Source organism: Pseudomonas sp. MF6776, from assembly GCF_016613125.1.
GTDB lineage: Bacteria > Pseudomonadota > Gammaproteobacteria > Pseudomonadales > Pseudomonadaceae > Aquipseudomonas > Aquipseudomonas iridis.
Genome location: NZ_JAENSQ010000028.1, coordinates 46,001 through 72,167, shown reverse-complemented (window position 1 = coordinate 72,167; position 26,167 = coordinate 46,001). Strand labels below are relative to the sequence as shown.

At 60.3% G+C, this 26,167-nt stretch carries 24 protein-coding genes; 14 read left to right on the top strand and 10 right to left on the bottom strand.

The window, feature by feature from the left end:
* Positions 1–164: 164 nt before the first annotated feature.
* The 5 genes from accC to gcbA form a co-directional block, all read right to left on the bottom strand.
* Positions 165–1,523 carry an acetyl-CoA carboxylase biotin carboxylase subunit gene (accC, locus tag JJD74_RS24455; protein ID WP_042557473.1) on the bottom strand — a complete coding sequence of 453 codons (1,359 nt, stop codon included), beginning with the start codon at positions 1,521–1,523 and terminating at the stop codon, positions 165–167.
* A gap of 17 nt (positions 1,524–1,540) precedes the next feature.
* Positions 1,541–1,999, bottom strand: a complete 459-nt coding sequence (gene accB / locus JJD74_RS24450) for an acetyl-CoA carboxylase biotin carboxyl carrier protein (protein ID WP_042557474.1) — start codon at positions 1,997–1,999, stop codon at positions 1,541–1,543.
* A 48-nt stretch (positions 2,000–2,047) separates the two neighbouring features.
* Entirely contained in the window at positions 2,048–2,500 is a 453-nt protein-coding gene (gene aroQ, locus JJD74_RS24445; RefSeq protein ID WP_042557475.1) for a type II 3-dehydroquinate dehydratase, read from the bottom strand.
* 265 nt (positions 2,501–2,765) lie between these two features.
* Positions 2,766–3,809 carry a methyl-accepting chemotaxis protein gene (locus tag JJD74_RS31560; RefSeq protein WP_442793288.1) on the bottom strand — a complete coding sequence of 348 codons (1,044 nt, stop codon included), beginning with the start codon at positions 3,807–3,809 and terminating at the stop codon, positions 2,766–2,768.
* A 954-nt stretch (positions 3,810–4,763) separates the two neighbouring features.
* On the bottom strand, positions 4,764–6,434 hold the full coding sequence (gene gcbA / locus JJD74_RS24435; RefSeq protein WP_200617013.1) for a diguanylate cyclase GcbA: 1,671 nt from the start codon (positions 6,432–6,434) through the stop codon (positions 4,764–4,766).
* Between the two features lie 423 nt (positions 6,435–6,857).
* Between gcbA and JJD74_RS24430 the strand changes: the two genes are divergently transcribed.
* The 7 genes from JJD74_RS24430 to JJD74_RS24400 all read left to right on the top strand — a co-directional run bounded on the left by JJD74_RS24430 (position 6,858) and on the right by JJD74_RS24400 (position 14,439).
* On the top strand, positions 6,858–7,925 hold the full coding sequence (locus JJD74_RS24430; RefSeq protein WP_042557478.1) for a DUF2333 family protein: 1,068 nt from the start codon (positions 6,858–6,860) through the stop codon (positions 7,923–7,925).
* A 3-nt stretch (positions 7,926–7,928) separates the two neighbouring features.
* Complete coding sequence (locus JJD74_RS24425; RefSeq protein WP_042557479.1) at positions 7,929–8,486, top strand: NUDIX hydrolase; 558 nt, start codon at positions 7,929–7,931, stop codon at positions 8,484–8,486.
* A gap of 187 nt (positions 8,487–8,673) precedes the next feature.
* Positions 8,674–9,045, top strand: coding sequence for a translation initiation factor Sui1 (locus JJD74_RS24420; RefSeq protein ID WP_200617012.1), 372 nt, complete (start codon positions 8,674–8,676; stop codon positions 9,043–9,045).
* Positions 9,046–9,264: 219 nt separating this feature from the next.
* On the top strand, positions 9,265–11,178 hold the full coding sequence (speA, locus tag JJD74_RS24415) for an arginine decarboxylase (RefSeq protein WP_042557480.1): 1,914 nt from the start codon (positions 9,265–9,267) through the stop codon (positions 11,176–11,178).
* Positions 11,179–11,411: 233 nt separating this feature from the next.
* Positions 11,412–12,755, top strand: a complete 1,344-nt coding sequence (locus JJD74_RS24410) for a type VI secretion system Vgr family protein (protein ID WP_200617011.1) — start codon at positions 11,412–11,414, stop codon at positions 12,753–12,755.
* The gene (locus tag JJD74_RS24405) at positions 12,752–13,546 is read left to right on the top strand and encodes a DUF4123 domain-containing protein (protein WP_200617010.1); all 795 of its coding nucleotides are present in this window, start codon (positions 12,752–12,754) and stop codon (positions 13,544–13,546) included. Before JJD74_RS24410 ends, JJD74_RS24405 begins: the two co-directional genes overlap by 4 nt.
* A gap of 17 nt (positions 13,547–13,563) precedes the next feature.
* Entirely contained in the window at positions 13,564–14,439 is an 876-nt protein-coding gene (locus JJD74_RS24400; RefSeq protein ID WP_200617009.1) for an alpha/beta hydrolase, read from the top strand.
* On the opposite strand, the gene JJD74_RS24395 is transcribed toward JJD74_RS24400, so the two are convergent.
* Both JJD74_RS24395 and JJD74_RS24390 read right to left on the bottom strand, forming a co-directional pair.
* Positions 14,433–15,782 (bottom strand): MATE family efflux transporter, encoded by a 1,350-nt coding sequence (locus JJD74_RS24395; RefSeq protein WP_042557484.1) that lies wholly within the window; start codon positions 15,780–15,782, stop codon positions 14,433–14,435. The genes JJD74_RS24400 and JJD74_RS24395 overlap by 7 nt on opposite strands.
* Positions 15,783–15,982: 200 nt before the next feature.
* Entirely contained in the window at positions 15,983–16,276 is a 294-nt protein-coding gene (locus JJD74_RS24390) for a hypothetical protein (protein ID WP_042557485.1), read from the bottom strand.
* Positions 16,277–16,518: 242 nt separating this feature from the next.
* Here JJD74_RS24390 and JJD74_RS24385 point away from each other — a divergent pair, with 242 nt between their 5' ends.
* The 5 genes from JJD74_RS24385 (at position 16,519) to JJD74_RS24365 (ending at position 21,037) form a co-directional block, all read left to right on the top strand.
* The gene (locus JJD74_RS24385) at positions 16,519–16,821 is read left to right on the top strand and encodes a MazG-like family protein (protein WP_007951009.1); all 303 of its coding nucleotides are present in this window, start codon (positions 16,519–16,521) and stop codon (positions 16,819–16,821) included.
* The gene (locus JJD74_RS24380) at positions 16,821–17,570 is read left to right on the top strand and encodes a methyltransferase (RefSeq protein ID WP_200617008.1); all 750 of its coding nucleotides are present in this window, start codon (positions 16,821–16,823) and stop codon (positions 17,568–17,570) included. Before JJD74_RS24385 ends, JJD74_RS24380 begins: the two co-directional genes overlap by 1 nt.
* A gap of 12 nt (positions 17,571–17,582) precedes the next feature.
* Positions 17,583–18,203 (top strand): DUF4136 domain-containing protein, encoded by a 621-nt coding sequence (locus JJD74_RS24375; RefSeq protein WP_200617007.1) that lies wholly within the window; start codon positions 17,583–17,585, stop codon positions 18,201–18,203.
* A 27-nt stretch (positions 18,204–18,230) separates the two neighbouring features.
* Positions 18,231–18,788, top strand: coding sequence for a DUF4136 domain-containing protein (locus tag JJD74_RS24370; protein WP_042557488.1), 558 nt, complete (start codon positions 18,231–18,233; stop codon positions 18,786–18,788).
* A gap of 251 nt (positions 18,789–19,039) precedes the next feature.
* Positions 19,040–21,037 (top strand): pilus assembly protein TadG-related protein, encoded by a 1,998-nt coding sequence (locus tag JJD74_RS24365; protein WP_200617006.1) that lies wholly within the window; start codon positions 19,040–19,042, stop codon positions 21,035–21,037.
* Here the strand turns inward: JJD74_RS24365 and JJD74_RS24360 are convergent.
* Positions 21,022–23,769 (bottom strand): PAS domain-containing sensor histidine kinase, encoded by a 2,748-nt coding sequence (locus JJD74_RS24360; RefSeq protein ID WP_200617005.1) that lies wholly within the window; start codon positions 23,767–23,769, stop codon positions 21,022–21,024. The two genes, JJD74_RS24365 and JJD74_RS24360, sit on opposite strands and share 16 nt — an antisense overlap.
* A complete protein-coding gene (locus tag JJD74_RS24355) occupies positions 23,766–24,206 on the bottom strand; it encodes a TadE/TadG family type IV pilus assembly protein (RefSeq protein ID WP_047299555.1) in 441 nt (146 codons plus the stop codon). The genes JJD74_RS24360 and JJD74_RS24355 overlap by 4 nt, the downstream gene beginning before the upstream one ends.
* A 75-nt stretch (positions 24,207–24,281) precedes the next feature.
* Here JJD74_RS24355 and JJD74_RS24350 point away from each other — a divergent pair, with 75 nt between their 5' ends.
* Entirely contained in the window at positions 24,282–24,752 is a 471-nt protein-coding gene (locus JJD74_RS24350; RefSeq protein ID WP_042557492.1) for a prepilin peptidase, read from the top strand.
* 124 nt (positions 24,753–24,876) lie between these two features.
* Positions 24,877–25,650 (top strand): response regulator, encoded by a 774-nt coding sequence (locus JJD74_RS24345; protein WP_200617004.1) that lies wholly within the window; start codon positions 24,877–24,879, stop codon positions 25,648–25,650.
* Between the two features lie 51 nt (positions 25,651–25,701).
* Here the strand turns inward: JJD74_RS24345 and JJD74_RS24340 are convergent, their stop codons facing one another.
* Entirely contained in the window at positions 25,702–26,109 is a 408-nt protein-coding gene (locus tag JJD74_RS24340) for a response regulator (protein ID WP_042557493.1), read from the bottom strand.
* Positions 26,110–26,167 lie beyond the last annotated feature (58 nt).

The following is a 26,167-nucleotide window of genomic DNA, read 5'->3' as shown; positions in this document are numbered from 1 at the left end:
TGTCGCCAATGTCAGATTACACACTGAATTACACAGTGTGTAATTTCCACCAGAAAGGCAAAGCCCCGCTGTTGCGGGGCTTTTGTTCACTCATTCACTCAATTACACAGTATTTGCTATAAAGAGCTTTATGCGGCCTTTCCTGAGTTACACAGGGCTGAAGCTTAGTGCTTCTCGTCAGCCAGCTTGTGCTCGAGGTAGTGAATGTTCACGCCCCCTTTGCAGAAGCCTTCGTCACGAACCAGATCACGGTGCAGCGGGATGTTGGTCTTGATCCCGTCAACCACGATTTCGTCCAGGGCATTGCGCATGCGGGCCATGGCTTCGTCGCGGGTAGCGCCGTAAGTGATCAGCTTGCCGATCAGCGAGTCGTAGTTCGGCGGAACGGCATAACCGCTGTACAGGTGCGAATCGACGCGAACGCCGTTGCCGCCTGGAGCGTGGAAATGCTTGACCGTGCCCGGGCTCGGCATGAAGGTTTTCGGGTCTTCAGCGTTGATCCGGCATTCCAGCGAGTGACCGCGGATAACCACGTCATCCTGCGTGAACGACAGCTTGTTGCCAGCGGCGATGCTGAGCATCTCCTTGACGATGTCGATACCGGTAACCATTTCCGAAACCGGGTGCTCCACCTGAACACGGGTGTTCATTTCGATGAAGTAGAAACGACCGTTCTCGTACAGGAACTCGAAAGTGCCGGCGCCGCGGTAGCCGATGTCGATGCACGCCTTGACGCAGCGAGCCAGAACTTCCTGGCGAGCCTGCTCGTCGATGCCCGGTGCCGGCGCTTCTTCGAGAACCTTCTGGTGACGACGTTGCAGCGAGCAATCGCGGTCGCCCAGATGGATGGCGTGACCCTGGCCGTCGGACAGAACCTGCACTTCGACGTGACGCGGGTTGGTCAGGAATTTTTCCAGATAGACCATCGGGTTGCCAAACGCCGCGCCTGCTTCGGTGCGGGTCAGTTTGGCGAACGAGATCAGGTCTTCTTCCTTGTGCACCACGCGCATGCCGCGACCACCACCGCCGCCAGCGGCTTTGATGATCACCGGGTAGCCGACTTCACGACCGATGCGCAGCGCCGTTTCTTCGTCTTCCGGCAGTGGGCCGTCAGAACCTGGAACGGTTGGCACGCCTGCTTCGATCATCGCGTGCTTGGCCGATACCTTGTCGCCCATCAGGCGAATGGTGTCGGCTTTCGGGCCGATGAAAGCGAAACCGGAGTTCTCGACCTGCTCGGCAAAGTCGGCGTTTTCCGCGAGGAAACCGTAGCCTGGGTGAATGGCGGTAGCGCCAGTCACTTCGGCGGCAGCGATGATGGCCGGGATGTGCAGGTAAGACTGAGAGGCCGATGCCGGGCCGATGCAGACGGATTCGTCTGCCAGACCCAGGTGCATCAGCTCTTTGTCGGCCTTGGAGTAAACGGCGACGGTCTTGATGCCCATCTCTTTGCAGGCACGCAGAATCCGCAGGGCGATCTCACCGCGGTTCGCGATCAGAACTTTTTCCAACTTCGCAGTCATCAAAGGCTCTCCGCAGTTCAAACGATGGTGAACAGCGGTTGGTCGTACTCAACCGGCTGGCCGTCTTCGACGAGGATGGACTCGATCACACCGCTGGTTTCAGCTTCGATGTGGTTCATCATCTTCATGGCTTCAACGATGCACAGAGTGTCGCCTTTCTTCACGGTCTGGCCGACTTCAACGAAGGACGGCGAGGCTGGCGAAGACTTGCGGTAGAACGTGCCGACCATCGGCGAACGGGCAACAGTGCCGTTCAGCGCCGGGGCAGCAGCGGCAACCGGAGCAGCTGCAGCTACAGGAGCGGCGGCTGGTGCAGCGGCCGGCGCTTGCATCGGTGCAGGCGCGTAGTACTGCTGAGCCGGGGTCTTGCTGTGACGGCTGATGCGTACGGACTCTTCGCCTTCCTTGATCTCGAGCTCGTCGATGCCGGACTCTTCCAGCAATTCGATCAGTTTCTTAACTTTACGGATATCCATGAATCATCAACTCCCAAGGGTCGGTCAGGGGCGCTTAACGCTTGTCGTTCAAGTCGTTGCCTGTGTTTCAAGCAGTTCTAGTGCAGCCTCCAGGGCCAGTCGGTAACCACTGGCGCCAAGGCCGCAGATCACTCCCACCGCTACGTCGGAGAAGTAAGAGTGATGGCGGAAAGGTTCGCGCTTGTGCACGTTGGACAAATGCACTTCGATGAATGGGATGCTCACTCCCAGCAACGCGTCACGTAATGCAACACTTGTATGTGTAAATGCGGCCGGATTGATCAGGATAAAATCCACACCCTCGCCGCGTGCGGCGTGGATGCGGTCGATCAATTCGTACTCGGCATTGCTTTGCAGATACAGCAGATGATGGCCGGCTTCACGGGCGCGACGCTCCAGATCCTGATTGATCTGCGCCAGGGTCGTCGACCCATAGGTGCCCGGTTCGCGGGTGCCGAGCAGGTTCAGGTTGGGGCCGTGCAGCACCAGTAGGGTTGCCATCTGCGTTGTCCTTGTCATGAATGAGCAGTCGTCAGAACCCGGCGACTATGCCGCAAAGACTTTATGACTGTCCAGTTCTATGCAATAGCCAGCACGATGGCCGATGTTTGCGCAAAATATGTGACCGAGTGATCTGATCCGGTCATTTGCATCACACAACTGTGTAGGAGCTGCCGCAGGCTGCGATCTTTTGACTTTTAAAGGCAAGATCAAAAGATCGGCCGATCGCGGCCCGAGCTCTCGGCAGCTCCTACAGGGAATGTCGTCAAACCCGGAAGGCTTGCACAGCTGTGTGCAACTGCCCGCCCAACACCAGCAAGTTCTCACCCTGTTCGCGGCCCTGGCCGATACGCAGCAAGTTATCTCCACCCAGCTGGTGAATCCGCTCACTGTGATCGCGAATCTCGCTGACCGCGCCACTTTGCTGCGCGGTGATATCGGCGATGCGGATTGCTGTCTCGGAAATGGTCTGGATCGCACCGACAATCTTGTCCAGCGCACCGTCCGCCGCTTGTGCCTGATTCGCCGTCGCTTCGGCGTGCTCGACTTGCGCACGCATGCCTTCGACCGATTGCCGGGCAGCGGTTTGCAGGCCGGCAATCAGGGTTTGAATTTCCGCCGTCGCCCCGGCCGTACGCTGCGCCAGGGAGCGCACCTCTTCAGCCACCACCGCAAACCCGCGGCCCATTTCCCCGGCGCGCGCCGCTTCAATTGCCGCGTTCAGTGCCAGCAGGTTGGTCTGGTCGGCAATCGAGCGGATCACCGTCAGCACGCCGCCAATGGTCGCCGACTCTTCAGCCAGATGCTCGATCATCTGCGCATTGCCCTGCACTTCGCCGACCAAGGCGTGCAGGCCCGTGAGACTCTGGCCGATGACGGTCTGACCATGCTCGACAGCCAAACCGGCATGGCGGCTGGCATCGGCGGCCTGACGCGCGTCCCCGGCAACTTGCTGGATAGTCGCTTCCAGTTCGCCGAGCGAATCGCGAATCAGCGCGGTATCCCCGGCCTGATGTTCGGCGCCGCTGTGCAAGTCGTTGCTCAACTCGGCGAGGGTGCGACTGCTGCCCGCGACTTGTTCGGCGTTGCCACGAATGGTCCCGACCAGATCCACCAGATAGGCGCGCAAGCGATTGAGCGAGGCCTCGATGTCGTGCAGTTCGCGGTTGGTCTTGCCCAGTTGAATGTCGCGACTGAAATCGCCGTCGGCCCAGACGGACAATGCCGGGGCGAGGTTGGTCAGGGTTCGCGCAAGATGCCGTTGCAGGGTGTCGATCAGCAGTGCAATCAGCAGAATCAGGCCGATCATCACGCCTTGCATCAGGCGCACTTCGCCCTGAATTTGCCCGTGCTGGGCACGCACCACCGGCTCCAGACCGGCGATGGCGTGTTGCACTGCAGCGATTTTCGCGTGGGTGGCAGTGCTGAGTTCGCTGCGTTTCTGGATTTGCTCGCGGGTGCGCGCAAGCTCTGCCGGGTAGCGACCGAGCAGACTGTTGAGTTCACGTTTGAGGCCGACACCGGCATCTTCGGCGACGGCTTTTTCGCTGCTTTCGATGCCCATCATCGCCGCGAAGTCGTCGCTGCTCGATTCGTTGCTGGCCACTACACCCAGCAGGGGCAGGGCATCGATCAACTGTGCCTGAGCGCGGATATTGCTGACTTCGCGTTCAACGTCGACCGCCAGTTCACTGCGGCCGCTGCTGACCAGTTTGTCTCGCGCCAGTGAAAGTTTGCCCAAGTGCTGAGAGGCAGCAAGCAGCGGCGTCAGGCAGGCCGCGTTGCCGCTGGCATAGGCACTGAGCTGGTCGAGGCTGGCGCTCAATTCGCGCTCGGCCTGCAACAGCAATGCCTGCGGATCACCGGCCAGTTTGCCGGCGGCGAGTAGGTCGGTTTTGCTGAATTCATCGAGGCCCGACAGGCTCGGCCGCAAAGTATCGGCCAGCGCCGGTGGCAGTTCGTCGAGTTGTTTTTGTACGCTGTCGATGGCCTGACTGGCGCCACTCAGACGCAAGGCATCGCCGCTGGCGAGGTAGTCCTCGACGTTGCGCGCCACCTCGTTCTGAAATTGCTGCGATAGCCCCAGATAACGCTCCATCAACAGATACGGGCGTTCCAGCGCGTTTTGCGACCACCACAGCGTGGCGCCAAGTGCGAGGCACACGGCGACCAGCAGCAGGGTATTAAGATTTGTGAGCAACTTCAGGCGCATGACAGCTACCAACGACAGAAATGGTAAGCGCCTGAATTTATTGCGGTTCTATTACAGGGTTATGACCGAATCGGTTGATTCCGATGAAAAGATGGCACTTTGCTTTGACTCCCGCGCCTTTTGCACTCGATTACGCCCGCCATTCTTGGCGCGGTACAGCGCCTCGTCGGCCTGGCTGGCCATCATCAGGCTGTCGGAATCATCGCGCAGATCCACCACGCCGGCGCTGAAGGTGCACCACAAGTCATGAGGTTGTGCCGGGTAATGGATTTCGGCGAAACGTTGACGGATCTCGTCGAGCACCTTGTGTGCGGCTTCCATGTCAGTGTCGGGCATGACGATGGCGAACTCTTCGCCGCCGTAGCGGCCGATGAAATCGGTTTTGCGCAAACGTTGCTTGAGAAACAGTGCAAGGCTCTTGATGACGCGGTCGCCCATCGGGTGGCCGTGGCTGTCGTTGACCCGTTTGAAGTGGTCGATGTCGAGCATGGCAAAGCTCAGCGGCTTGTTCTCGCGGCGGGCGCGGAACGAGCAATCTTCGAGCAGTTGCAGGATGTGCGTGTGGTTATACAAACCGGTGAGGCTGTCGCGCACCATCCGTGCTTTCAAGTTGCGCGCGCGGGCAGCGCGGTTGCGCACGGTGGTGATCAGATGACGCGGCTTGATCGGCTTGGTCAGGAAGTCGTCGCCGCCCTCGCTCATGGCGTCAAGCTGCTTGTCCAGATCGTCCTCGGCCGACAGGTAAATGATCGGCACGCTGACATAGCGGTCGTTGTGGCGGATCACCTTGGCCAGTTCGGTGCCGGTGCAGGCTGGCATGTACATGTCGAGGATGATCAGGTCAGGCTGGAAATCCGCCAGTTCAGCCATGGCCTGAATCGGTTCGATCAGGGTGCGGGTCACGATCCCGGCGCTGTTGAGCAGGCGTTCGGTGTGCATGGCCTGGGCGCGGGAGTCATCGATGATCAGCACTTTATAAGGTTCGTACTGGGCGACGCAGGTCAGGACTTCGATCTTTTCCAGCAGGCTCGACGCTTCGAGGGTGCCGGTGAGGAATTCCTGGCCGCCAGCGCGTACTGCCGCGAGGCGTGTCGGGGTGTCGGTTTCGTGCAGGCTGAAAAACAGCAGCGGCAACGGTTCCTCGAGACCGACCTGGGCTTCGGCAGCGAGTTTCAGGCCAACGCCGGCACCACTGAAATCCACGTCCATGACGATCGCGGCCGGCAACCGCTCGACCATCGAGGAGCGAAACGCCGCGACGCTGTCCAGCGACTGCGCGCTGAGGCCGAAGAATTCCAGTTGCTTGGCCAGCCGCTCGGCGCGGTCGTGATCCTGCAGCATCACGTAAATTGGTTTGCGCAGCGGTGGCAGGAAGGTCTGGTCGAGCTGATCGCCCTGGCGCAGGCCGGTCCGCGACAAGCGCTGCATCAAACGATTGAGATCGGTGATCAAGCCACTGCTCAGGCGTCCACGATTGGCGTCCACTGCTTCCAGCGACTGACTGATGTGGCGCGCGAGCTGGGTGTGTTCCGGCTGTTCGAAGCGCTCGGCAAAGCGCAGCAGGCGCAGGTTGGCCTCGCTCAGTTCGGCGAGGTCGACGGTGGACCATTCACTGCGTTGCAGGCGCTGCCATATCTCAAGAATCTGACGTGCCTGATGAATTACCCGCTGGGCAAAGTGGTGCTTGAGACGCTCACGGCTGGGGTCTTCTGGCTCGGTCATATCCTGACTACTAGTTAGGGTGCATGCTGAGATCGACTGGTGGCTCTATGCTAGCACCTCTTTTCCCTTAGACGAGTGTCGCACGTCAATAATCTGTAATGCGTCACTATTCAGTTTCTGACCGAGTGGTTTTGTTTTCGGCCTGGACGTCGGCAAAGTCCCCGCAAGCAGGGCACCTTAATATATAGCGGCTAACATTTCAGGCAACTCTGTGCGTCTCACACCAATAGGGCGAAACGGCGTATTAACGGCTCTGCGTCGAAATAGCAGGTGAATGGCATCAGGGATTCCCTTAGACCTTACGGATGCGTCGAGCGCCTGCACCATTTGCGGCATATCTTCACTCGCAGGTGCCCGGCCTTGGCACGTTGTTGTATGGTTGTGGTCGAACCGTTGACCCCAAGTGATTGAAAGGATATCGCCATGCTGGACTGGAAAAACCGCGCGGGCGCCGCGCCTGAACGTGCCGCCGAGCCCAAATCGGCCGCCCGCAGCTATGTCGGCGGGCTGTTGTTCAGCCGTGCGTTGGCCACTCTGCTCGGTATTTATTTGTTGGTGACCATTGGCCTGGGCTGGTACTGGAGCCAGGAGCCGGCGTTATTTCCGGTGGCGCAAAACGCGCAAGTGGCCGCCGAGAAAGAAGGCAAGCAGATGGTGATCGGCTACACCACAGTCGAAACCCTGAAGTCCGTGGCCGGCACATTGCTCGACAAGCCGGGCGGTTACATTTCCAACGACCGTTTTCCCCCTGGCCTGTGGATGGACAACACGCCGAGCTGGGAATACGGCGTACTGGTGCAGGTCCGGGACCTGACCCGCGCCTTGCGCAAAGACTTCGCCCGTTCGCAATCGCAGTCGGCCGAAGACTCCGATCTGGCCAAGGCCGAACCGCGTTTCAACTTCGACAACAAGAGCTGGATCCTGCCGTCGAGTGAGTCCGAGTATCAGGAAGGCATCAACTCCCTGAGCCGTTATCAGGCGCGCCTGTCTGACCCCGCGCAGAAAAACGCCCTGTTTTACGCCCGCGCAGACAACCTCAACAACTGGCTCGGCGATGTCGGCACGCGTCTGGGTTCGCTGTCGCAACGTCTGTCGGCCAGTGTTGGTCGGGTCAAACTCAATACTGCGCTGAAAACCGAAGTTCCGGCTGTCGGCGAAGTGCCGCAGCTTGACGAAGAAGTCGTCGAAACCCCGTGGATGCAGATCGACAACGTGTTCTACGAAGCGCGCGGCCAGGCCTGGGCACTGTCGCACTTGCTGCGTGCCATCGAAGTCGACTTCGCCGATGTGCTGGCGAAGAAGAACGCCACGGTCAGCGTGCGTCAGATCATCCGTGAGCTGGAAGCGTCGCAAGAGCCAGTGTGGAGCCCGATGATTCTCAACGGCAGCGGCTTCGGCGTATTGGCCAACCACTCGCTGGTCATGGCCAACTATATTTCCCGGGCCAACGCGGCAGTCATCGACTTGCGTCAACTGCTCAACCAGGGCTGATACATGAGTCAGAACGCCAAAGAGGCGGCCCATCGCGCCGCCTCGGATGCCGAACAGATCGCCTGGGTCGACGAGCAGGACAACCTGCTCGGTGCCCTGGTGCGTGCCGATCTGCGTGAACGCGGGCTGATCGGTCGCGGCACTTACATCATGTTGTTCAATTCCGCCGGTGAGCTTTGTGTGCACCGGCGAACCTTGAGCAAGGCGATCTACCCCGGTTACTGGGATGTGGCGGCGGGCGGCATGGTGCAGGCCCACGAAACCTATGCCGAGTCGGCTGCCCGTGAGCTGGCGGAAGAGTTGGGGGTCAGCGGTGTGGAACTCACCGCTCACGATCATTTTTACTTCGAGGACACCGGCAATCGCCTGTGGTGTTCGGCGTTTTCCGCCGTGTGGGACGGCCCGCTGAAACTGCAGCCGGAAGAAGTCCTGGAAGCGCGCTTTATTCCGGTCGAACAGGTCATGCAGGAAATCCGGCAAAAGCCTTATTGCCCGGACTCTCTGGCTGCTTTGAAGCGCTATCTGAAGGCGCAGCAAAGCGACGTCGCAAAGAACACATAAATTGGCGCTGATTGGCACTTAGCAATTGGCTTTTTTGCCGTTACACTGCGCGACCTTTTCAAGCTGCACCGACCTGCTTTTGTTGAAGCGCCGGTGCAGTAGCGCTGCCCCTGCCTGAGTGGGGCTTCGCGGTCGATAACCTTGCCCAAGGTTGCGATCAGTCTTTGTCCTCCCAAGAGGATTGCCGGTGGCCAAAAAAGCCGCATCCTTCGCCGCCCTTGGCGGTCTGGTATTTTCCACCGACGCAGGTCGTCATTGCCCGGAATGCAGTCAGCCGGTGGACGCCTGTATCTGCAAACAAACCGCGATCCCTGCCGGTGACGGCATTGCCCGCGTGCGTCGCGAGAGCAAGGGCCGGGGCGGCAAGACGGTGACCACCATCACCGGCGTGCCACTGGCCGAAGACGCGCTCAAGGAGCTGGCGACGACGTTGAAGAAACGTTGCGGCACCGGCGGGGCGTTGAAGGACGGGATCATCGAAATCCAGGGCGATCATGTCGAGCTACTCTTGGCGGAACTGATCAAGCACGGTTTCAAAGCGAAGAAATCCGGCGGCTAGCAGCCTCTGTGAAAGCCACCAGCGGCTTGATCCGGAGCTGAACAGGTTCAGCTCCGGCGTCGTCTCCATGGTTTTCACAGAGCCTGTTCATGACCGGTTTCTAAACTCCACGCGGTCAGCGCGGTCTACCGCCGCGCTGACGAACCGTCATTTTCATACTTTAGACTGCGCCGGCCTGAGATCAGGCGACGCACTATGACTTCTTTATAGGGGACTTCGATGTCCGTACGACGCACACGCAAAGACGATGGCAGCCAATGGACAGTTGCGGACAGCCGCAGTGTTTACGGGATTCGCCATTGGGGGGCCGGGTATTTCGCGATCAATGACGCCGGTCGCGTCGAAGTTCGTCCGAACGGCCCGAGCAGCTCGCCTATCGACCTGTTCGAGCAAGTCGACCAACTGCGCAAAAGCGGTTTGTCCTTGCCGTTGCTGGTTCGTTTTCCCGACATCCTGCAAGACCGTGTACGCCAGCTGACCGGCGCCTTCGATGCGAACATCGAGCGCCTGGAATACCAGAGCAAGTACACCGCGTTGTACCCGATCAAGGTTAACCAGCAAGAAGCGGTGATCGAGAACATCATCGCCACCAAGGACGTCTCCATTGGTCTGGAAGCCGGCTCCAAGCCGGAACTGCTGGCCGTGCTGGCGCTGGCGCCGAAGGGCGGCACCATCGTCTGCAACGGTTACAAGGACCGCGAGTTCATCCGCCTGGCGCTGATGGGTCAGAAGCTCGGCCACAACGTGTTCATCGTGATCGAGAAAGAGTCCGAAGTTGCGCTCGTGATCGAAGAAGCGGCCTCGCTCAAGGTCAAACCACAGGTCGGCTTGCGCGTGCGTCTGTCGTCGCTGGCTTCGTCGAAGTGGGCGGACACTGGCGGCGAGAAATCCAAATTCGGTCTGTCGGCAGCGCAATTGCTGTCGGTGGTCGAGCGCTTTCGCGCGGCCGGTCTGGATCAGGGCATCCGCCTGCTGCACTTCCACATGGGTTCGCAGATTGCCAACCTGGCTGACTATCAGCACGGCTTCAAGGAAGCGATCCGTTACTACGGCGAGCTGCGCAATCTCGGTCTGCCGGTCGATCACATCGACGTCGGTGGCGGTCTGGGTGTCGACTACGACGGCACGCACTCGCGCAACGCCAGTTCGATCAACTACGACATGGACGATTACGCCGGTGTCGTGGTCGGCATGCTCAAGGAATTCTGCGACGCGCAGAGCCTGCCGCATCCGCACATCTTCTCCGAAAGCGGCCGCTCGCTGACCGCGCACCACGCCATGCTGGTGGTGCAGGTGACTGACGTCGAGAAGCACAACGACGAGATCCCGAAGATCGAAAACAAGGAGTCGCTGCCGGAAACCGTGCAGTGGCTGGTTGACCTGCTCGGCCCGACCGACATTGAAATGGTCACCGAAACCTACTGGCGCGCCACCCACTACATGAGCGACGTGGCCGCGCAGTACGCCGATGGCAAGCTGACCCTGGCTGAAAAAGCCTTGGCCGAGCAGTGCTACTTCGCCGTGTGCCGCCGCCTGCATAACTCTCTGAAGGCCCGTCAGCGTTCGCACCGTCAGGTGCTCGACGAGCTCAACGACAAGCTGGCCGACAAGTACATCTGCAACTTCTCGGTATTCCAGAGCCTGCCGGACACCTGGGCGATCGATCAGGTCCTGCCAATCATCCCGCTGCACCGTCTCGACGAAGAGCCGCTGCGGCGCGCGGTGCTGCAGGATCTGACCTGCGACTCTGACGGCAAGATCAACCAGTACGTCGACGAGCAGAGCATCGAGACCAGCCTGCCTGTGCACGGCTTGAACGAAGGCGAGGACTATCTGTTGGGCGTGTTCCTGGTCGGCGCCTATCAGGAAATCCTCGGCGACATGCACAACCTGTTCGGTGACACCGATTCGGTGAACATCTATCAGAACGCCGATGGCAGCGTGTACCACGCCGGCATCGAGACCCACGACACCATCGAAGACATGCTGCGTTATGTGCACTTGTCGCCGGAAGAACTGATGACTCACTACCGCGACAAGTGCGCCAGTGCCCGCATCAGTGCCAGCGAGCGCACGCAATTTCTCGATGCCTTGCGTCTGGGCCTGACCCGCTCCTCCTACCTGTCTTCCTGAGACCAGGTTGCTGTCTCGCCGGGTTGTCTGAAATTTTCCCCATTACTGTGGAAATTTCGGATAGCCCGGTAGGACATATCCCAAAATCTTCGCGATATGTTTGGCTATCCCGGTCAGCAAAGTCATCCGGTCTGCTTTTCGCGTAGGTCATTTCCTAAGTTGTACTTCAGCTCTCTACTCGGCCATGGCTCTCGGCGAGAATCCCCGACCGCCCCTCCTGTAGAGATCTGCCTATGTTCGATCCAGTCAACGAGTCGTCGTTTCGTCTCGATGTAGCGGGCCTGTCCGACCCTTTCGAAGTCCTGGCCTTTACCGGTAGCGAAGCCCTCAACGAACCTTTTGCGTTCGAAATCGATGTGTTGATCGACGATCCGCAACTGGACCTCGCCGGCCTGCTTTATCGTTCGGCGTTCCTCTGTTTCGGACCGTCGGGGGAGGGCGTGCACGGGCAGTTGCAGAGCCTTGTCCAGCATGAGCACGGACACGGTTCGCGGTTGAGCCGGATCCGTCTGGGAGCGAAACTCGCTTGCCTTGATCTGCGCATCAGCCAGCGGATCTTCAGCGGCCGCTCGGTGCCACAGATCATCGAGCAGGTGCTCAGGGAACACGGGATCGTCGGTGCCCAGCGACGCTTCGAATTGCGTGGCGACTACCCGGCCCGCACGTTCTGCACGCAATACCGCGAATCGGATCTGCAACTGCTGCAACGCTTGTGCACACAGGCGGGTATTCACTATTTCTTCGAGCATACGCACGACAGGCATTGCCTGGTGTTCGGCGATGATCCGGCGCATTTTCCGCTGACTGAAGCCGCGCTTTATCAAGGTGAACAAGACGGCAAAAGTACCTGTCCTGCGGTGCACCATTGGCAGTTGCATGAAGCGATGCAGGCCGGCTCGCAAGGCTTGCGGCAGGCAACAAATGCCGAAGGACGCAGTGATCTCGCGGCGTTGCGCAGCGGGCATTGGCTGCGCCTGGTCGGGCATCCTTTCCCAGAATGCAATCGGCAATGGTTGTTGACCCGAATCGAACACAGCGCTGATCTTTCCCTTGATTTGCCGTATGCCAACCGATTGTTTGCCGCCGCGCAGTTACCCTCATCGGCACCGTCGCGCTTGCGCATGCACAGCCTGCAAAGGGCCTGGGTGGTGACCGTGGACGAACCGCAACCCGACCGATTCAGGCCGGTGGCGGTGCAGTTCGACTGGCTCTATCAGGGCGAAGGTGCGGCGCCGAGTCATTGTTGGCTGCCGCTCGCGCCGGCCTTGGCCGAAGCACCTTTGCAGGCGTTGGGCGATGGTGTCGAAGTGGTGGTGAGCTTCTTTGAGGGTGACCCGGATCAGCCAATGATCAGCGGCATTTTACAGTCGTCAGTCGCTACTGCGCAGATCAGCGATGCGCCAACGCCGCCGCTGCCGGAGAGCTTGGCGAGTGAAGGCTTGCAGCAAATGCTGACATCAGGCGAGCCATTGCTGTTGTTGTGCCTGATCCCTGGGGGCGGCAGTTTCAACCATTGCACAGAGGCGGTTTGCAGTTGTCGGCTGGTCACCACGCTTGAACAGAGCAGCGCAAGATGAGCGGCGTGGCGCTTGAGCCGATAGCGCAATGGCTGTTGCTCGACGGCGCGGACGCAGCGCGGGCCTTGACGACGCTGCGCCAGGGTTTCGCCGGGTTGCCGAGTTTCAAGCTGTTCGACGGCACCGAGTTTGAGCCGGTCAGTGAACACGGTCCCGTGCTTGTCGATATGCGCGACAGCCCGGCGCTGGCGTCGTTGTGTCACACCGATCCGGACACCTGGCGCGGGCTGTTGATGGACAGTGACGCATCACCTCGGGAACTGCTGAGCCACTTGCAACGCATGCTCACGGTTTCGTTCGGGATGAGTCATCGTGCCCTGCTCAGCTATTACAACCGCCAGACCGCGAGCTATTTTTTCGACGCCTGCGACGCCGCGGAACTGAGTCGCTGGCTCGGGCCTATCCGCCTGTTGCACTGGTTCGGTGGCACTTGGGCCGATCGCGCCATCGGCAGTCAGGGCTGGCAGCAGTTGCGCAATCCGGGTCTGGCCGTGGAGCCGTTGAGCATCGAAGAAAGCCTTACCCGGCGACAGTGCGAACGCCTGCAAACCTGCCTTCTGGAGCAACACATCTGGCGCTGGTGCCAATCGTTGGGAACCGATTACGCGGCGATGGCCTCCCATGTTCAACAAGGCCTGGCGTTGGGCTTCAGCGACCGCACCGTGCTCGAAGGCTGGTTGTGGCTACGCTTGCAGCATCCGCGTGCAGTGCTGGTGCCGCCGCCGCAGGATTTGACTCAGCAAGAGCGGCTCGACCATGTGCGGCGCCAATGGCGCAGCGATCAAATTTGACCTGAGGTTCGGCGCGTATGGCAGGTTTTTTCCGGCAAGGATTCGGTGCAATGTTCGGCGGTGTACTGTTGTTGGTGTTGAGTGCCTGTTCGCCGGTCAAGCTGCTCAATGCGCTGACCCCGGACAGCACGTTCGACAAAACCGCCGGTATTGCTTATGGCGACGATCCACGGCAAAAACTTGATGTCTACGTGCCGCGCCACGCTTTGCCCGATGCGCCGGTCGTGGTGTTTTTCTACGGCGGCAGTTGGAACAGCGGTGCGCGCGAGGACTACAACTTTGTTGGCGAGGCGTTGGCGTCGCGGGGCATTGTCGCGGTTGTGGCGGATTATCGGCTGTATCCGCAGGTGCGTTATCCACTGTTTCTGCAGGACGCTGCGCGGGCGGTGGCATGGACCAAGGCGCACATCCGCGAGTTTTCCGGTAATCCACAGCGTTTGTACCTGATGGGGCATAGCTCGGGTGGCTACAACGCGGCGATGCTGGCACTGGACGGCGATCTGCTCGCTGCGGCCGGCATGTCCCCCAAGGACCTGCGCGGCTGGATCGGTCTGGCCGGGCCGTACGACTTTCTGCCGATCGAGAACCCCGCTGTGCGTCCGGTGTTTTTCTGGCCGGACTCGCCGCCGCAGTCGCAGCCGATCAATCATGTCAGTCGCGATGCGCCGCCCGCGCTGCTGATCGCGGCGAGCGAGGATGAACTGGTCAACCCGACGCGCAACACCGGCGGCCTGGCGCACAAACTGCGCGCGGCCGGGGTGCCGGTGCAGGATTTCTACTATTCGCGGCCCAATCACATAACGCTGGTGGCGACGCTGTCGCGACCGTTACGCGGACTGGCGCCGGTGCTTGATCAAGTGGTCGGCTTCATCAGGCACACGCCGACTCAGTGAGCGGCGCCGGTGAACCAGCCGTCGTTGCGCTTCAGCCACCAGGCTTGCGCACCGAGGGTCAGGCTGCGCAGCACCATGAATAGCAGGAACGTTATCCACAGGCCATGGTTGCCCAAACCTTGCAGCGCCCAGGCGAACGGCATGAGCAAAATCACCGTCACGAGCATGCCGTTGCGCATTTCCCGGGCCCGGGTGGCGCCGATAAACAGGCCGTCGAGCAGGTAGCTCCACACCGCAACCAATGGCAGCACGGCGAGGTAGGGCAGGTAGACGAACGCGGTGTCGCGTACATTCTGGATGTCGGTTTGCATCTCGATGAACAAGTGCCCGGCCAAGAGAAACAGCAGGGCAAAGCCGAGACTGGCGATCAGTGACCACCCACCGGCAACCACCAGTGAACGGCGCAAGGCCAAGCGGTCACGGGCACCGATGGCGTGTCCGCACAGCGCTTCGACCGCATGAGCCAGACCATCCAGGGCATGGGCGGTCAGCAACAAGCCATTGAGCAACAGCGCGTTGGCGGCGACCGTCGCATCACCGAGCCGCGCACCTTGCACCGTGATCAGGAAAAACACCGATTGCAGCGCCAGGCTGCGGATGAAGATATCGCGATTGACCGCCAGCAGCGGTCGCCAGCTCTGCCACACCTTCAGCGCGGCCCAGGCGATGTGCCCGGGATAGGCGCGCAACGCTTTGCGGGTCAGCAGCAAGCCGAGCAGGGCGCCGCTCCATTCGGCGATGACCGAGGCCCGAGCGGAGCCGACCACGCCCCAGTCCAGGCCGATGACGAACCAAAGATTGAGGACGATGTTGATCAGGTTGGTCGTCAGCAGAATCGCCAGCGGCGCCCGCGCGTTCTGGGTGCCGAGGAACCAGCCGACCAGCGCATAACTGGCCAGCGCGGCGGGCAGGCCGAACAACCGGGTGTGGAAGAACTCGCGAGTGAGCTGATCAAGCTCCGCCGACGGCTGCATGAAATGCAACGCCACGCCGCTCAGCGGAACGCCCAGGGTGCCGAGTACCAGCGCCAGTCCCATTGCCAGCAGCAAACCTTGCAACAGAATCTGCCGCAGCGCCGCGCCATCACTGCGCCCGGCCGCTTGTGCAGCGAACCCGGTGGTGCCCATGCGCAGGAAGCCCATGGCCCAGGCGAGAAAGGTATACAGGCTGGAGCCGACAGCCACCGCGCCCAGTTGATGGGCGTGGGGCAAGTGGCCGATGACGGTGCTGTCGACCAGCGCTACCAGCGGCACGGAAATATTGGAAAGGATCATGGGCGCCGCGAGCGTCCAGACCTTGCGGTGAGTCGGGCGGTCGCGCCAGTCGGCAATCAGGTTGGACATGCGGGCTCCTTGGGGGAGCGGGGATTGTAGCGCTAGAAGCACCCTCACCCCAGCCCTCTCCCGGAGGGAGAGGGGGCAGATCTCCTTCGTTTGCAAAATCTGATTTCGACTCGGTATTTCACGTCGGCGTATAGCCGCAGAACACCACGGTCAGTCCATCTCCCTCCGGGAGAGGGTTAGGGTGAGGGGCTTCCAGAGGTCTAGTGAATAATCCAGCTCAACAACCACAACCCCAGCAACAACCAGATAATCCCGGCAATGATCGACGCATTCATGAACGCACGGATCGCCGACCACAGCAGCATCAAGCCGACAATCAGGGCAATGATGCTGATGATCGAAGTGTCCATCCCCAGCGTCCTGGCCAGGCCGTCGACAAAGTTGCCACCGGCGTTGCTCAGTATGTTGAACAAACCACTGAGGCCATCGACGATAAAGCGGATGACCGCACCGAGTGCCTGGCCGAGCCATCCGAAAAAGCTTTCTACCTGCATGTGTGCATCCTGATGAAAGAGCTGAGCCTTGGGCCACAACGCAGGTGGCCGAGTTCCCTGCAACTATAGAGGGTTGCACGGATCCTGTGGGAGCGAGCCTGCTCGCGAAGGCGTCGTTTCAGGTAAATCAATGTTGGATGACCCAACGCTTTCGCGAGCAGGCTCGCTCCCACAAAAGCACCGCATGTTCGCTTGCGTTCAGTCGCCTTCCCCCCGAAGCTATACGCCTTCAGGAGAACCCGATGAACCTTGTTGAACTGACCGAACGCCTGCACGCCATTCGCGATCGCAATGACTGGCGGCAATTTCACAGCCCGAAAAACCTTGCCATGGCCGCCAGCGTCGAGATGTCCGAACTGGTGGAGATCTTCCAGTGGCTGACGGAAGACCAGTCGCGCCAGTTGCCGGCGGACAAACTCGCCCACGCCGGGCAGGAAGTGGGTGACATCGTCTTGTATCTGTTACTGCTGTGCAGCGAGTTGGGGTTGGACATGAATGAAGTGGTGCGCAGCAAACTCGCCGACAGCGAACGGCGGTTCAGCTGATGAGCGACCGGCATTTCGATCAGTTGGCGACGCGTTTCGCCGAAAAAATCTATGGCGGCGCCAAAGGTGCCATTCGCCTCGCGGTGTTGCAGGCCGACCTTGCCGACGCGCTGCCGGATCGCCCGTTGCGGGTGCTCGATATCGGTGGTGGTCTGGGGCACATGTCGCTATGGCTGGCAGAGCGTGGCCACGATGTGACCTTTACCGAGCCGGCCGAGCCGATGCTGGAAGGCGCCCGCCAGCGCTTTGCCGAAGCGGGGCAAACGGCGACGTTCATTCAGGCGCCGTGGCAGGAACTGCCCGGCCAGCTCACTGAACCCTACGACCTGGTGATCTGCCACGCCGTGCTTGAATGGCTGGCCGAACCCCACGCGATTCTGCCGGTGCTGCATCAGTTGACCAAGCCCGGTGGCTGGTTGTCGCTGGCGTTCTACAACCGCGATGCGCTGATTTATCGCAATCTGCTCAAGGGTCATTTCAAGAAAATGCGCAAGAACGTCATGGCTGGCGAAAAGCAGAGCCTGACCCCGCAGCAGCCCCTTGACCCGCGAGAACTTGCAACGCAACTCGAAGGCTTGTGGCAGGTCGAAAGCCAGAGCGGAGTGCGGGTTTTCCACGATTACATGCCGGTGGAATTCCAGGCCCGCGTCGAACTCGCGGATTTACTCGAGATGGAGCTCGCCCACCGTCGTCACCCAAGCTTCGCCGGGCTTGGGCGTTACTTGCACTGGATCTGCCGGCCGATCTGATCGGAGCGCGACATGAAAGCTCAATCCGGGTTATTGCTGATCTGTCTGGGGTTGGCTGCCTGCCAGGGCAGCAATCCGTATGTGGCGCAGTCGCGGCCCTTGCCACCGGCGCCGCCGCAAGCCGCCAACACGTTTGACCGCAGTGCCTATCCGGCGCCACCGCGTGATTATGGGCGCTATCGCAGTTGGGCCTGGCTCAACGGGCAATTGCCGCCGGGCACTGCGTGGGCGGATTCGGCGCAAGTGGCCGAAGCGGTGAGCAATGCGCTGGATCAGCGTGGTTTACGGCCGTTGCACGACAATCGCCCGGCGGATCTTTTCGTTACTGCCGACCTGCGTCTGGAAACCCGCTTGCGTCAGGAACGGGACGATTACGGCTACTACGGTGGATACGGCGGGTACGGCAGCCATGATCGTTACGGACGCGGTTACGGCATGTACAACACTGTGCCGATCGTCCGTACCTATCAGGAACAGGTCGTGGTGGTGCGGGTCGATCTGTTCGATGCCGGGACCGGTCAACCGGTGTGGAGCGCCAGCGCCGAAACCGCCAACAAGGGCAGCCAGATCGACCGCACCGATGCGATTCGCGAGGCTGTGGAAAAGGCCATGTCGGCGTATCCTCCGAGTTAGCTTCCTGCCTACGAGTGGAGAAAACCCATGTTCCGCCGTCTCGCTTTACTGGCCATGGCCGCGCTGCTCAGCGCCTGCGCCTCGAACCAGGTCAACCATGACTTTGATGCCAGCCGCGACTTCGCTGCCTATCGCAGCTGGAGCTGGAAAGATCCCGCCCTGCAATATCGCCCGGATGATCCACGGATCAAGAGCGACCTGACCGAGCAAAGGATTCGTCAGGCGGTGACCGATCAGCTTGATCAACGTGGTTTGCGTCCCGCTGCGGCAGGCGTGAAGGGTGACCTGAACGTGCAGACTTACTTGATTGTCGAGGATCGCCAGCAGCAAGTGACGACCAACTACGGCGGCGGTTGGGGTGGCCCATGGAATGGTTACTGGGGCGCGCCGATGTACAACGAAACCCGCAACATCACCTACAAGGTCGCGACCATTCAGGTCGACCTGCTCGATGGCAAGGACGGCAAACTGGTGTGGCGTGGCAGCGATGAGCAGATGCTCGCCAGCAGGCCGAATCCAGAGGACCGCAGCAGCGCCATACGCGAGACAGTCGCGCGCATCCTTGCGAACTATCCCCCGCGCTAAAACCTGCCAAGTATGGGAGCCACTGAGCTCCCATTTTTTTGCCCCACCACAAATCCCCTGTAGGAGCTGCCGAAGGCTGCGATCTTTTAAAAACAAGATCAAAAGATCGCAGCCTTCGGCAGCTCCTACAGGGGATTTGTGGCGGTGCCGTTAGTTTATGGCGCGTTGCCAGCAGTCTGGTCCAGCCCCGTCTACACTCAAATTCACCCATGGAGGTTGCGCTCGGCGGTGCGCCGGCAAAGGAGTGCGCGATGTTACCTCGTTCACAATTCAACAGCCCGGCCCCACAGCGCGGGGCGATCGGTTTGACGGCGGCAATGACCCTCGGCGTTGCGGTGTTGATGATGTTGCTGGTGGTCGATACCGGCCGCTTGTACATGGAGCAGCGCAAACTGCAGCGCGTGGTGGATAACGCCGCCCTGGAGGCGGTCAGTCGCGGTGGCAATTGCCTGCCTGGCCTGACGGCAGCCACTTATGCCGGGCAAAGCGCCGTGCGCAATGGATACACCGTCGATACCGCCAATACCCTGGCAATCAGTTGTGGCACTTTGCTGACCGGCGCCAACGGGATGCGCACGTTCACCGCTGATGCGGCTCAGACGGCAGCGGTCCAGGTCGCGGCCAGTCGCACGGTGACCACCAGTTTCGCCCGTGGCATACGCGCGTTGTTCTCGGGGGCATCGGTCAGCCAGAACACCACGTTGCAGGCTTCCGCCGTCGCCGCAAAACCGCAGCCGACCGTCGCCCAACTGAACATTCGCAGTAATCTGGCAAGCATCGATACCGCTCAGTCGAATATTCTCAACCCGCTGTTTTCGGGACTGCTCGGTGGCAACGTCAACCTCACCGCGCTGGGCTGGGATGGACTGTTGAAGACTGATATCAACCTGCTCAAATACCTTGATCAACTGGCGATCAATCTCAATGTTGCGGCCGGCAACTACACCCAATTGCTCAACACTCAAGCCTCGGTCACGCAACTGATTCAAGCCGCTGCGACCGTGGTGCAACTCAACGGCGCCACCGCTGAGGTGATCACCGCGCTCAGCGCGCTGCAAGTGGCCGCGATCAACGCGGCGCCGGTCAAACTCGGCGAGATTCTGCAATTGCAGACCGGCACCACGTCGGCCGGGCTGGATGCCAATCTGCAACTGCTGCAACTGATACAGGGCGTGGTGCAACTGGCCAACAGCAAAAGCGCGGTAGCGGCGACGTTGCCGATCAATCTGCCGGGGTTGGCGAACGTTACGGTGCGGGTGAAAGTGATTGAACCACCGCAGTTTTCGGCGATTGGCGACCCGGCCCGAGCCAAGGCCAACCCGCTGGGGCCGGACCGGATTTTTGTGCGCACGGCGCAGATTCGTACGATGTTGTCAGTCAATCTGCCGGTTCTTACGGGGGTAACCGGGTTGGCCAACGCGGTGCTGGGATTAGTGGGCACATTGACCCCGACGTTGAATGCATTGTTGAGCCTGAATCTGGTGGATACGCTCAACTCCGTGTTCTGTTTGCTGGGCGCTGGTTGCGAACAGCTTGACCCGAAATTGCTGCCATCCCCGCGAATCGATATCGCCCTCGATGCCGGCGGCGCGAAGAGTTATGTCACTGATTACAGTTGCCCGACCGGCAGCACGGGCACGAAAAGCCTGACCGCCCACACCATTACCTCTATCGCCGATCTCAAGGTCGGCCAGATCGACCCTGCCAACGCTTTCTCGTCGGTCGCCGAGCCGACGGTCATGCCGCTGCCGCTGATCGATCTTGGCACTGTCACGTGTCACAAGATTCTGGGTATTGGCTCGTGCAATCCGGCCACCCATGTGCCATACCGCGCCGGTGGAATCGGGATCAAACTCGACACCAGCGTTGCGCAAAATTCTCAGGACTTGCTGTTTTCCAGCACCACGCCGTTCGCCACCCCGGCCAACCTCAAACTGCCGCCAAGTATTCAGCCGGTGGTACCTACCAACGATATCGTTGCAAGCCTGGCCGATAGCCTGGCGGGCATCAACCTGATCGTCTACAGGCCGGTGGGCAGCAACCCGCTGGGCGCTATCGTGACGGGCGTGGCGTCCTTGATCAGCGATGTCACCAACCGTCTGCTGCCAGTGGTGACCGAGTTGATCTCGCCGTTGCTCGACCCTCTGCTCAACAACCTGCTAAAAAGCCTGGGCATCAACCTGATGGACGTCGATGTGGGCGCCAACATGACTTGCGGGCAGACTGGCAGAGCCTATCTGGTGATCTGATCGTCGGGTGCAATCGGTAGCTCAATACAGAACCGCGCGCCCTCGTCGCCATTGCGCACGCTCAGGCGTCCGCCCATGTTTTCGATGATGCCGTAACTCACCGACAAGCCCAGACCGGTGCCGACGCCGACGGGTTTGGTGGTGAAAAACGGCTCGAAGATTCGCTCCAGTAGACGCGGATCAATGCCGCCGCCGTTGTCCTCGACCCACAGTCGTACCACATGTTCGTCGCACTCGGCGTGCACGGCGATCCACGGCTGAAAGTCGCGATGGGTTTCACGCTTGCCGAGCAGGGCGTCGCGGGCGTTGACCACCAGGTTGATCAGCACTTGCTCAAGCTGATCGACGTAACCGCGCACCTGAACCTCAAAGCCAGCCTCTTTGATTCGCAATTCGACGCCTTTGCCGCGCAGGCCTTCGGACAATAGCGCCAGCGTGCCTTCAATGGCGTCGAGGGGGTTGAAGGGGTGTTGTTCGACTTCCGAGCGGCGGCCGAACACACGCATGTGATCGACAACTCGCGCCGCCCGTTGCACCTGGGCGTCAATGCGATTGAGCTTGTCGGTCAGATAGTCGATCTGCACATCGCCGTTGCTCAAACGCTTGAGCACATTGACGATGGCCATGCGCATCACGTTCAGCGGCTGATTGATCTCGTGCGCCAGGCCGGTGGCCATTTCGCCGAGGGTGGCCATTTTTGCGCTCTGCGTCAGTTGCTGCTGCGAGCGGCGCACTTCGGTATTGTCGCGGCCCACTGCTTGCACTTCGAGCAAGCGCCCGTGTTCATCAAACACGCCACGATCCGACCAGACCCACCACGCATGCTCGCGACCGGGCAGGCGCAGATTGATTTCGGCGGTACTCACCGGCAGTTCCGGGGTCAGTTGCGCCAGGCGCTGAACAAAGGCTTCGCGTTGTTCGTCAGACATCCAGTTGCCCAGATTCACCCCGGGCAACTGCTCCGGCGCGCACTCCAGATAAGTCGCCAACGGCCGGTTGCCGAAGGTCAGTGTCAGGTCCGGGCGGTAGCGGCAAATCATCGCCGGCGAATCTTCGACCAGAATCCGGTAGCGCTCCTCGCTGGCCTTGACCTGCTCGGCGGCGAGGGTCGCTTCTGTGACGTCCAGCCACAGGCCCACCGCTTCGACGGGCAGGCCGAGATCGTCGCGCAGCAGTTTGGCTTCATCGAGCAACCAGTGCGCCTGACCCTGACGGTCGAGCACCCGATAACGAGCGCTCACCGAGCCTTCACGCAGCAACTGGCGAGTGCGTTCGAAATAGCGCGGACGGTCTTCGGGGTGGACGTGCTCCACCAGTCGACCATCGGCACAATCGGCGAGATTCCACCCGAGCAAGGGATGCAGGCTGGCGCTGAAAAATGTCGGTTGCAGCGCGCCTTCGACGTAGCGCTGCACGTAAATCACCGCGGGTGCGCTGGCGATCAGATTGTCCAGTCGCGCATGGGCGGCGGCGGCCTGTTGCTGTTGATTCTTGATGTCGCTGATGTCGAGCATGAACCCTACCAGTCGGCGCTCGGCACCGATGCCCAGCGACCGGCCTTGCAGGCGATACCACAGCGGCAACGATTGCTCACTCGTTTGCAGGCGCACGCACAATTCCAGCGGGGTGCCGTCATCCTGCAGGGCTTGCAGATGACTGCGCAGCTCATCGCGGTCGGCTGGATGCACGTGGCTGAACCAGTTCTCGATCGAGATGCGCTCGGCCTGCAAGCCGAGGTGCTCAGCCAGTGTCGGCGCCAGTTGCACTTCGGCGCTGGCGCTGCTGACTTCCCACCAACCGGTGCCGAGCAATGCCTGGAGGATTTCCAGTCGTTCCAGTTGTTGATGATGACGATGCTCGCGCAGCCGCTCCAGCAACGGCGCGGCCACGGCGGCAGCCAACAACAGCCAGTCGTGAGCGTTCAGGTCGGGCGCCTGTTGCGCCGCGTTATAGCCCGCGCACAGCAACCATGCCGCCACGCCTTGAGCGTCGCGGTAGGGCACGGCAAAACCTTCGTTCGGGCCGAGCAGCGCACTCAGTCGCGGCTGCTCGCTCGCCAGCAAACATTGCGGCAGGGCGCCGTTCAGGCTGTCGAGAGCGGTGCCCAGGCGCTGCTGATCACGCCACACCTGCGGTGCATTCGGCGCCGCGTAGTGCTGATGAATCTGCCAGCCCTGACCCTGCTCATCGAGCAGGGCCACTGCCAGGCTGGGAATGTTCAAGTGCTGACCCAGGCGTTGCAGCTGTTCGCTCAGCTCATGCGGAAGGCGGGCGAGGCTGCCCAGGCGCAGTTGATCGCGAACCTGTGTGGCCAGCCACTGACATTGCTCACGACTGCGCGCCTGCCGCCGTTCGCCGAGCAGATCACCGATGTCCAGCAATTGCAGAAGCCAGCCGTCACCTTGCGCCTGCACCCAGCCGCGCAAATGCAATGGCGGGCCAGCGAGGCTGAAAAAATCCAGGTCTAGCAGTTGGCCTTGCCAGTCGGCCGGTCGACCTTCCAGCGCAAGGCTGCTGTGCGGCAATAAATAGTCCAGCAGCGGCGCGGTATGGCTGCCGGGCCTTTGTTGCACCAGCAAATGGCGCAGTGGTCCGCTCAAATGTTCGACGTGGCCGTCGTCATCCAGATACAGCTGCAAGCCAACGCTTGGCACCACAGGACTGTTCAGAGGCTGAGACGGGCCGGGTTGTCGATTGAGCAGGCGGGCGAACAGCTTGTCACCCGTATTCAAAATTGCAGGCTCGACGAGGCGCTCAGTGTCTCTGGCAGGCGCGGCACTGAACCGATCCCCGGCAGCACCAGAAACGGCAGCGCCTGATTCAATTTGCTGGTGGGATAGTGGATGGTTACGGTCAGCAGGCCACCGGCATAAGTGATGGTGCTGTCCGAAGTGGCGTTGAAGTCCAAGGCGCCGGGTAGCCAGGCCAGTTGCCGGGCCAGTTCGGTTCTGGCGGTGGTGGTGACGACGGTGGGGTAATTGTCGGTGGCCGGATCAAGCGCCACGCTGCGCCGCACAGCCTCGGCCGTCGATTCGTTGAACGACTGCATCAGCAACAGCGGCAAGCTGTAGCTGACCAGGCCATAAAACACAGCAAAAAAGATGATGAAGACCAAGGCGAACTCGATGGCGACTGCGCCTTTTTGCTTGCGGGGGAGGCCGGATTTCATGACTGCGTCTACCCTGACATTCACTACGTAATATCAGCATAGAATCATTCGGCCAAAACGGACGTTTTTTACCGCATGCACAGCTTTGTCCTACTGATCTGGCTGGCGCTATGCGCGGCGCAGGATGCCCGGCAACGGCATATTGGCAACGCCCTGACGCTGGGTGTCGGCAGCCTCGCCGCGGCGTACTTGCTGTTGACTGGCCACACCTGGATCGGGGCCGATGCGGCACAAGGCGGCTGGGCAGTATTGCTGGCGCTGGTGCTTACTCTTCCCGGTTATATTTTGAAACGTTTTGGTGCGGGCGATGTGAAATTAATGACAGCCTTGGCCCTTGCGACGGACGGTGCACACTTGCTCGGCGCATTTATCGGTGCGGCGCTGACCAGCGCCCTGTGGATGCTGCTGGCGCCAAAACTCTGGCTTCATATGAGTCAAGGACTTAGAGAACATCTTCGATATATGGCCCCAAATGTGTCAAAAAAGCTGCCATTTGCTCCGTTCGTGCTGTCTGGAATAATCCTCACTCTGCTCTGGTTCCATTAGTCGCCCCTTGCCACTACTGCTATGTACATAGTCAGAAAGTGCGTCTACTTTCAAAGCAACGCTGTACAGCATTGCGCTGTAAGTACAGGAACGGTCAGCCTTTGGCCTGGGCATGGAGTGGCAAGTGAACAAGCTTACGTCTGCGATAAAGGTTCTGGTAGTCGACGATCAGCCGCTGATTGTTGAGGAACTCTGCGAATTCCTCGAGAGCAGCGGTTACCGTTGCGTGCCTTGCGAATCGAGCAAGCAGGCGATCGAACAATTCATCGAAGACCCTGCTATCGGCCTGGTGTTGTGTGACCTGCACATGCCGGACATGGACGGCATTGAACTGGTGCAGGAACTGCAACGGTTGTCGGGCAAGCACCGTGCTTTCGAAGCCATCATGCTCACGGGGCGCGCCGACAAGCAGGACGTGATCAAGGCATTGCGCGCCGGGATTGCCGACTACTACCAGAAACCGATTGATCTGGATGAATTGCTCGAAGGTCTGCAACGCCAGGAAGTGGCACTGCAAGAGCGGCAGAAAACCCTGCAGTTGGGCCACCTGAATCAGAAGCTGCAATACCTGTCCGAGTCGATTGACGACCTTTACCAGGACCTCGACAAAGTCCGCCGCGGTCCTGCCACGGTGAATGACGAAGGATCGGCTGATGTCGAAGGGCTGGAGATACCGGCGATTTTCAATCAGCTGTCGCCACGTCAGCTCGATGTCGCACGGTTGGTAGGCAAGGGCCAGACCAACTACCAGATCGCATGTGAGTTGGGGATTACCGAGAACAAGGTAAAACTCTATGTCTCGCAGGTGCTGCGCCTGACGCATATGCACAACCGCACCCAATTGGCTTTGGCGTTGTCACCGAGCAATTCGGGACGTCAACGCGTGACCGCGCACTGACCCTTGTCGACCCCGCCCTTGCGCGGGGGCACTTATCTCAATCGCCGTGATTCAACCGATAAAGGCCTTCGACTTGGGGAACAGGTTGTCGAGGGTTTCCAGCAAGCGCACGTGATAAATCGGTTTGCGGAACAGATCCAGCACCTGCAGACGCAGCATGTCGCTGACATCCTCCATGTCCGCATGCCCGGACGTGACGATCACCGGCAAATGCTGGCGCGAGGTGTGTTCACGCAGACGCTTGATCAGCGACATGCCGCTTTCTTCCGGCATGCGCAGATCAGTGATCACCAGGGCGATATCGGGATGGCGGGTGAGATGGTGCAGGGCGAGTTTCACCGAGGTTGCGGTGTGACAGGTGAAGCCTTCGCCCTCCAGCAACTCCGCAAGCTCCAGCAGTGCGTCCTCTTCATCGTCGACGAGGAGCAACTGCTGGCGTGGAGTATGTGAAGAGTTCATAGGCAACACCTGCAATGGGCTGAGTGCTGACGTTAGAACCCAATGGCTGCATTGACAA

Excerpts from the sequence above, each read along its gene's own strand:
- JJD74_RS24385 (WP_007951009.1), top strand. The coding sequence starts at position 16,519 with ATGAACCTTGTTGAACTGACCGAACGCCTGCACGCCATTCGCGATCGC.
- JJD74_RS24425 (WP_042557479.1), top strand. The coding sequence starts at position 7,929 with ATGAGTCAGAACGCCAAAGAGGCGGCCCATCGCGCCGCCTCGGATGCC.
- gcbA (WP_200617013.1), bottom strand. The coding sequence starts at position 6,434 with ATGACCGAGCCAGAAGACCCCAGCCGTGAGCGTCTCAAGCACCACTTT.
- JJD74_RS24430 (WP_042557478.1), top strand. The coding sequence starts at position 6,858 with ATGCTGGACTGGAAAAACCGCGCGGGCGCCGCGCCTGAACGTGCCGCC.
- JJD74_RS24400 (WP_200617009.1), top strand. The coding sequence starts at position 13,564 with ATGGCAGGTTTTTTCCGGCAAGGATTCGGTGCAATGTTCGGCGGTGTA.
- JJD74_RS24390 (WP_042557485.1), bottom strand. The coding sequence starts at position 16,276 with ATGCAGGTAGAAAGCTTTTTCGGATGGCTCGGCCAGGCACTCGGTGCG.
- JJD74_RS24380 (WP_200617008.1), top strand. The coding sequence starts at position 16,821 with ATGAGCGACCGGCATTTCGATCAGTTGGCGACGCGTTTCGCCGAAAAA.
- accB (WP_042557474.1), bottom strand. The coding sequence starts at position 1,999 with ATGGATATCCGTAAAGTTAAGAAACTGATCGAATTGCTGGAAGAGTCC.
- aroQ (WP_042557475.1), bottom strand. The coding sequence starts at position 2,500 with ATGGCAACCCTACTGGTGCTGCACGGCCCCAACCTGAACCTGCTCGGC.
- JJD74_RS24375 (WP_200617007.1), top strand. The coding sequence starts at position 17,583 with ATGAAAGCTCAATCCGGGTTATTGCTGATCTGTCTGGGGTTGGCTGCC.
- JJD74_RS24405 (WP_200617010.1), top strand. The coding sequence starts at position 12,752 with ATGAGCGGCGTGGCGCTTGAGCCGATAGCGCAATGGCTGTTGCTCGAC.
- JJD74_RS24355 (WP_047299555.1), bottom strand. The coding sequence starts at position 24,206 with ATGAAATCCGGCCTCCCCCGCAAGCAAAAAGGCGCAGTCGCCATCGAG.
- accC (WP_042557473.1), bottom strand. The coding sequence starts at position 1,523 with ATGACTGCGAAGTTGGAAAAAGTTCTGATCGCGAACCGCGGTGAGATC.
- JJD74_RS24350 (WP_042557492.1), top strand. The coding sequence starts at position 24,282 with ATGCACAGCTTTGTCCTACTGATCTGGCTGGCGCTATGCGCGGCGCAG.
- JJD74_RS24340 (WP_042557493.1), bottom strand. The coding sequence starts at position 26,109 with ATGAACTCTTCACATACTCCACGCCAGCAGTTGCTCCTCGTCGACGAT.
- speA (WP_042557480.1), top strand. The coding sequence starts at position 9,265 with ATGTCCGTACGACGCACACGCAAAGACGATGGCAGCCAATGGACAGTT.
- JJD74_RS24410 (WP_200617011.1), top strand. The coding sequence starts at position 11,412 with ATGTTCGATCCAGTCAACGAGTCGTCGTTTCGTCTCGATGTAGCGGGC.
- JJD74_RS31560 (WP_442793288.1), bottom strand. The coding sequence starts at position 3,809 with ATGATCGGCCTGATTCTGCTGATTGCACTGCTGATCGACACCCTGCAA.
- JJD74_RS24365 (WP_200617006.1), top strand. The coding sequence starts at position 19,040 with ATGTTACCTCGTTCACAATTCAACAGCCCGGCCCCACAGCGCGGGGCG.
- JJD74_RS24395 (WP_042557484.1), bottom strand. The coding sequence starts at position 15,782 with ATGTCCAACCTGATTGCCGACTGGCGCGACCGCCCGACTCACCGCAAG.
- JJD74_RS24370 (WP_042557488.1), top strand. The coding sequence starts at position 18,231 with ATGTTCCGCCGTCTCGCTTTACTGGCCATGGCCGCGCTGCTCAGCGCC.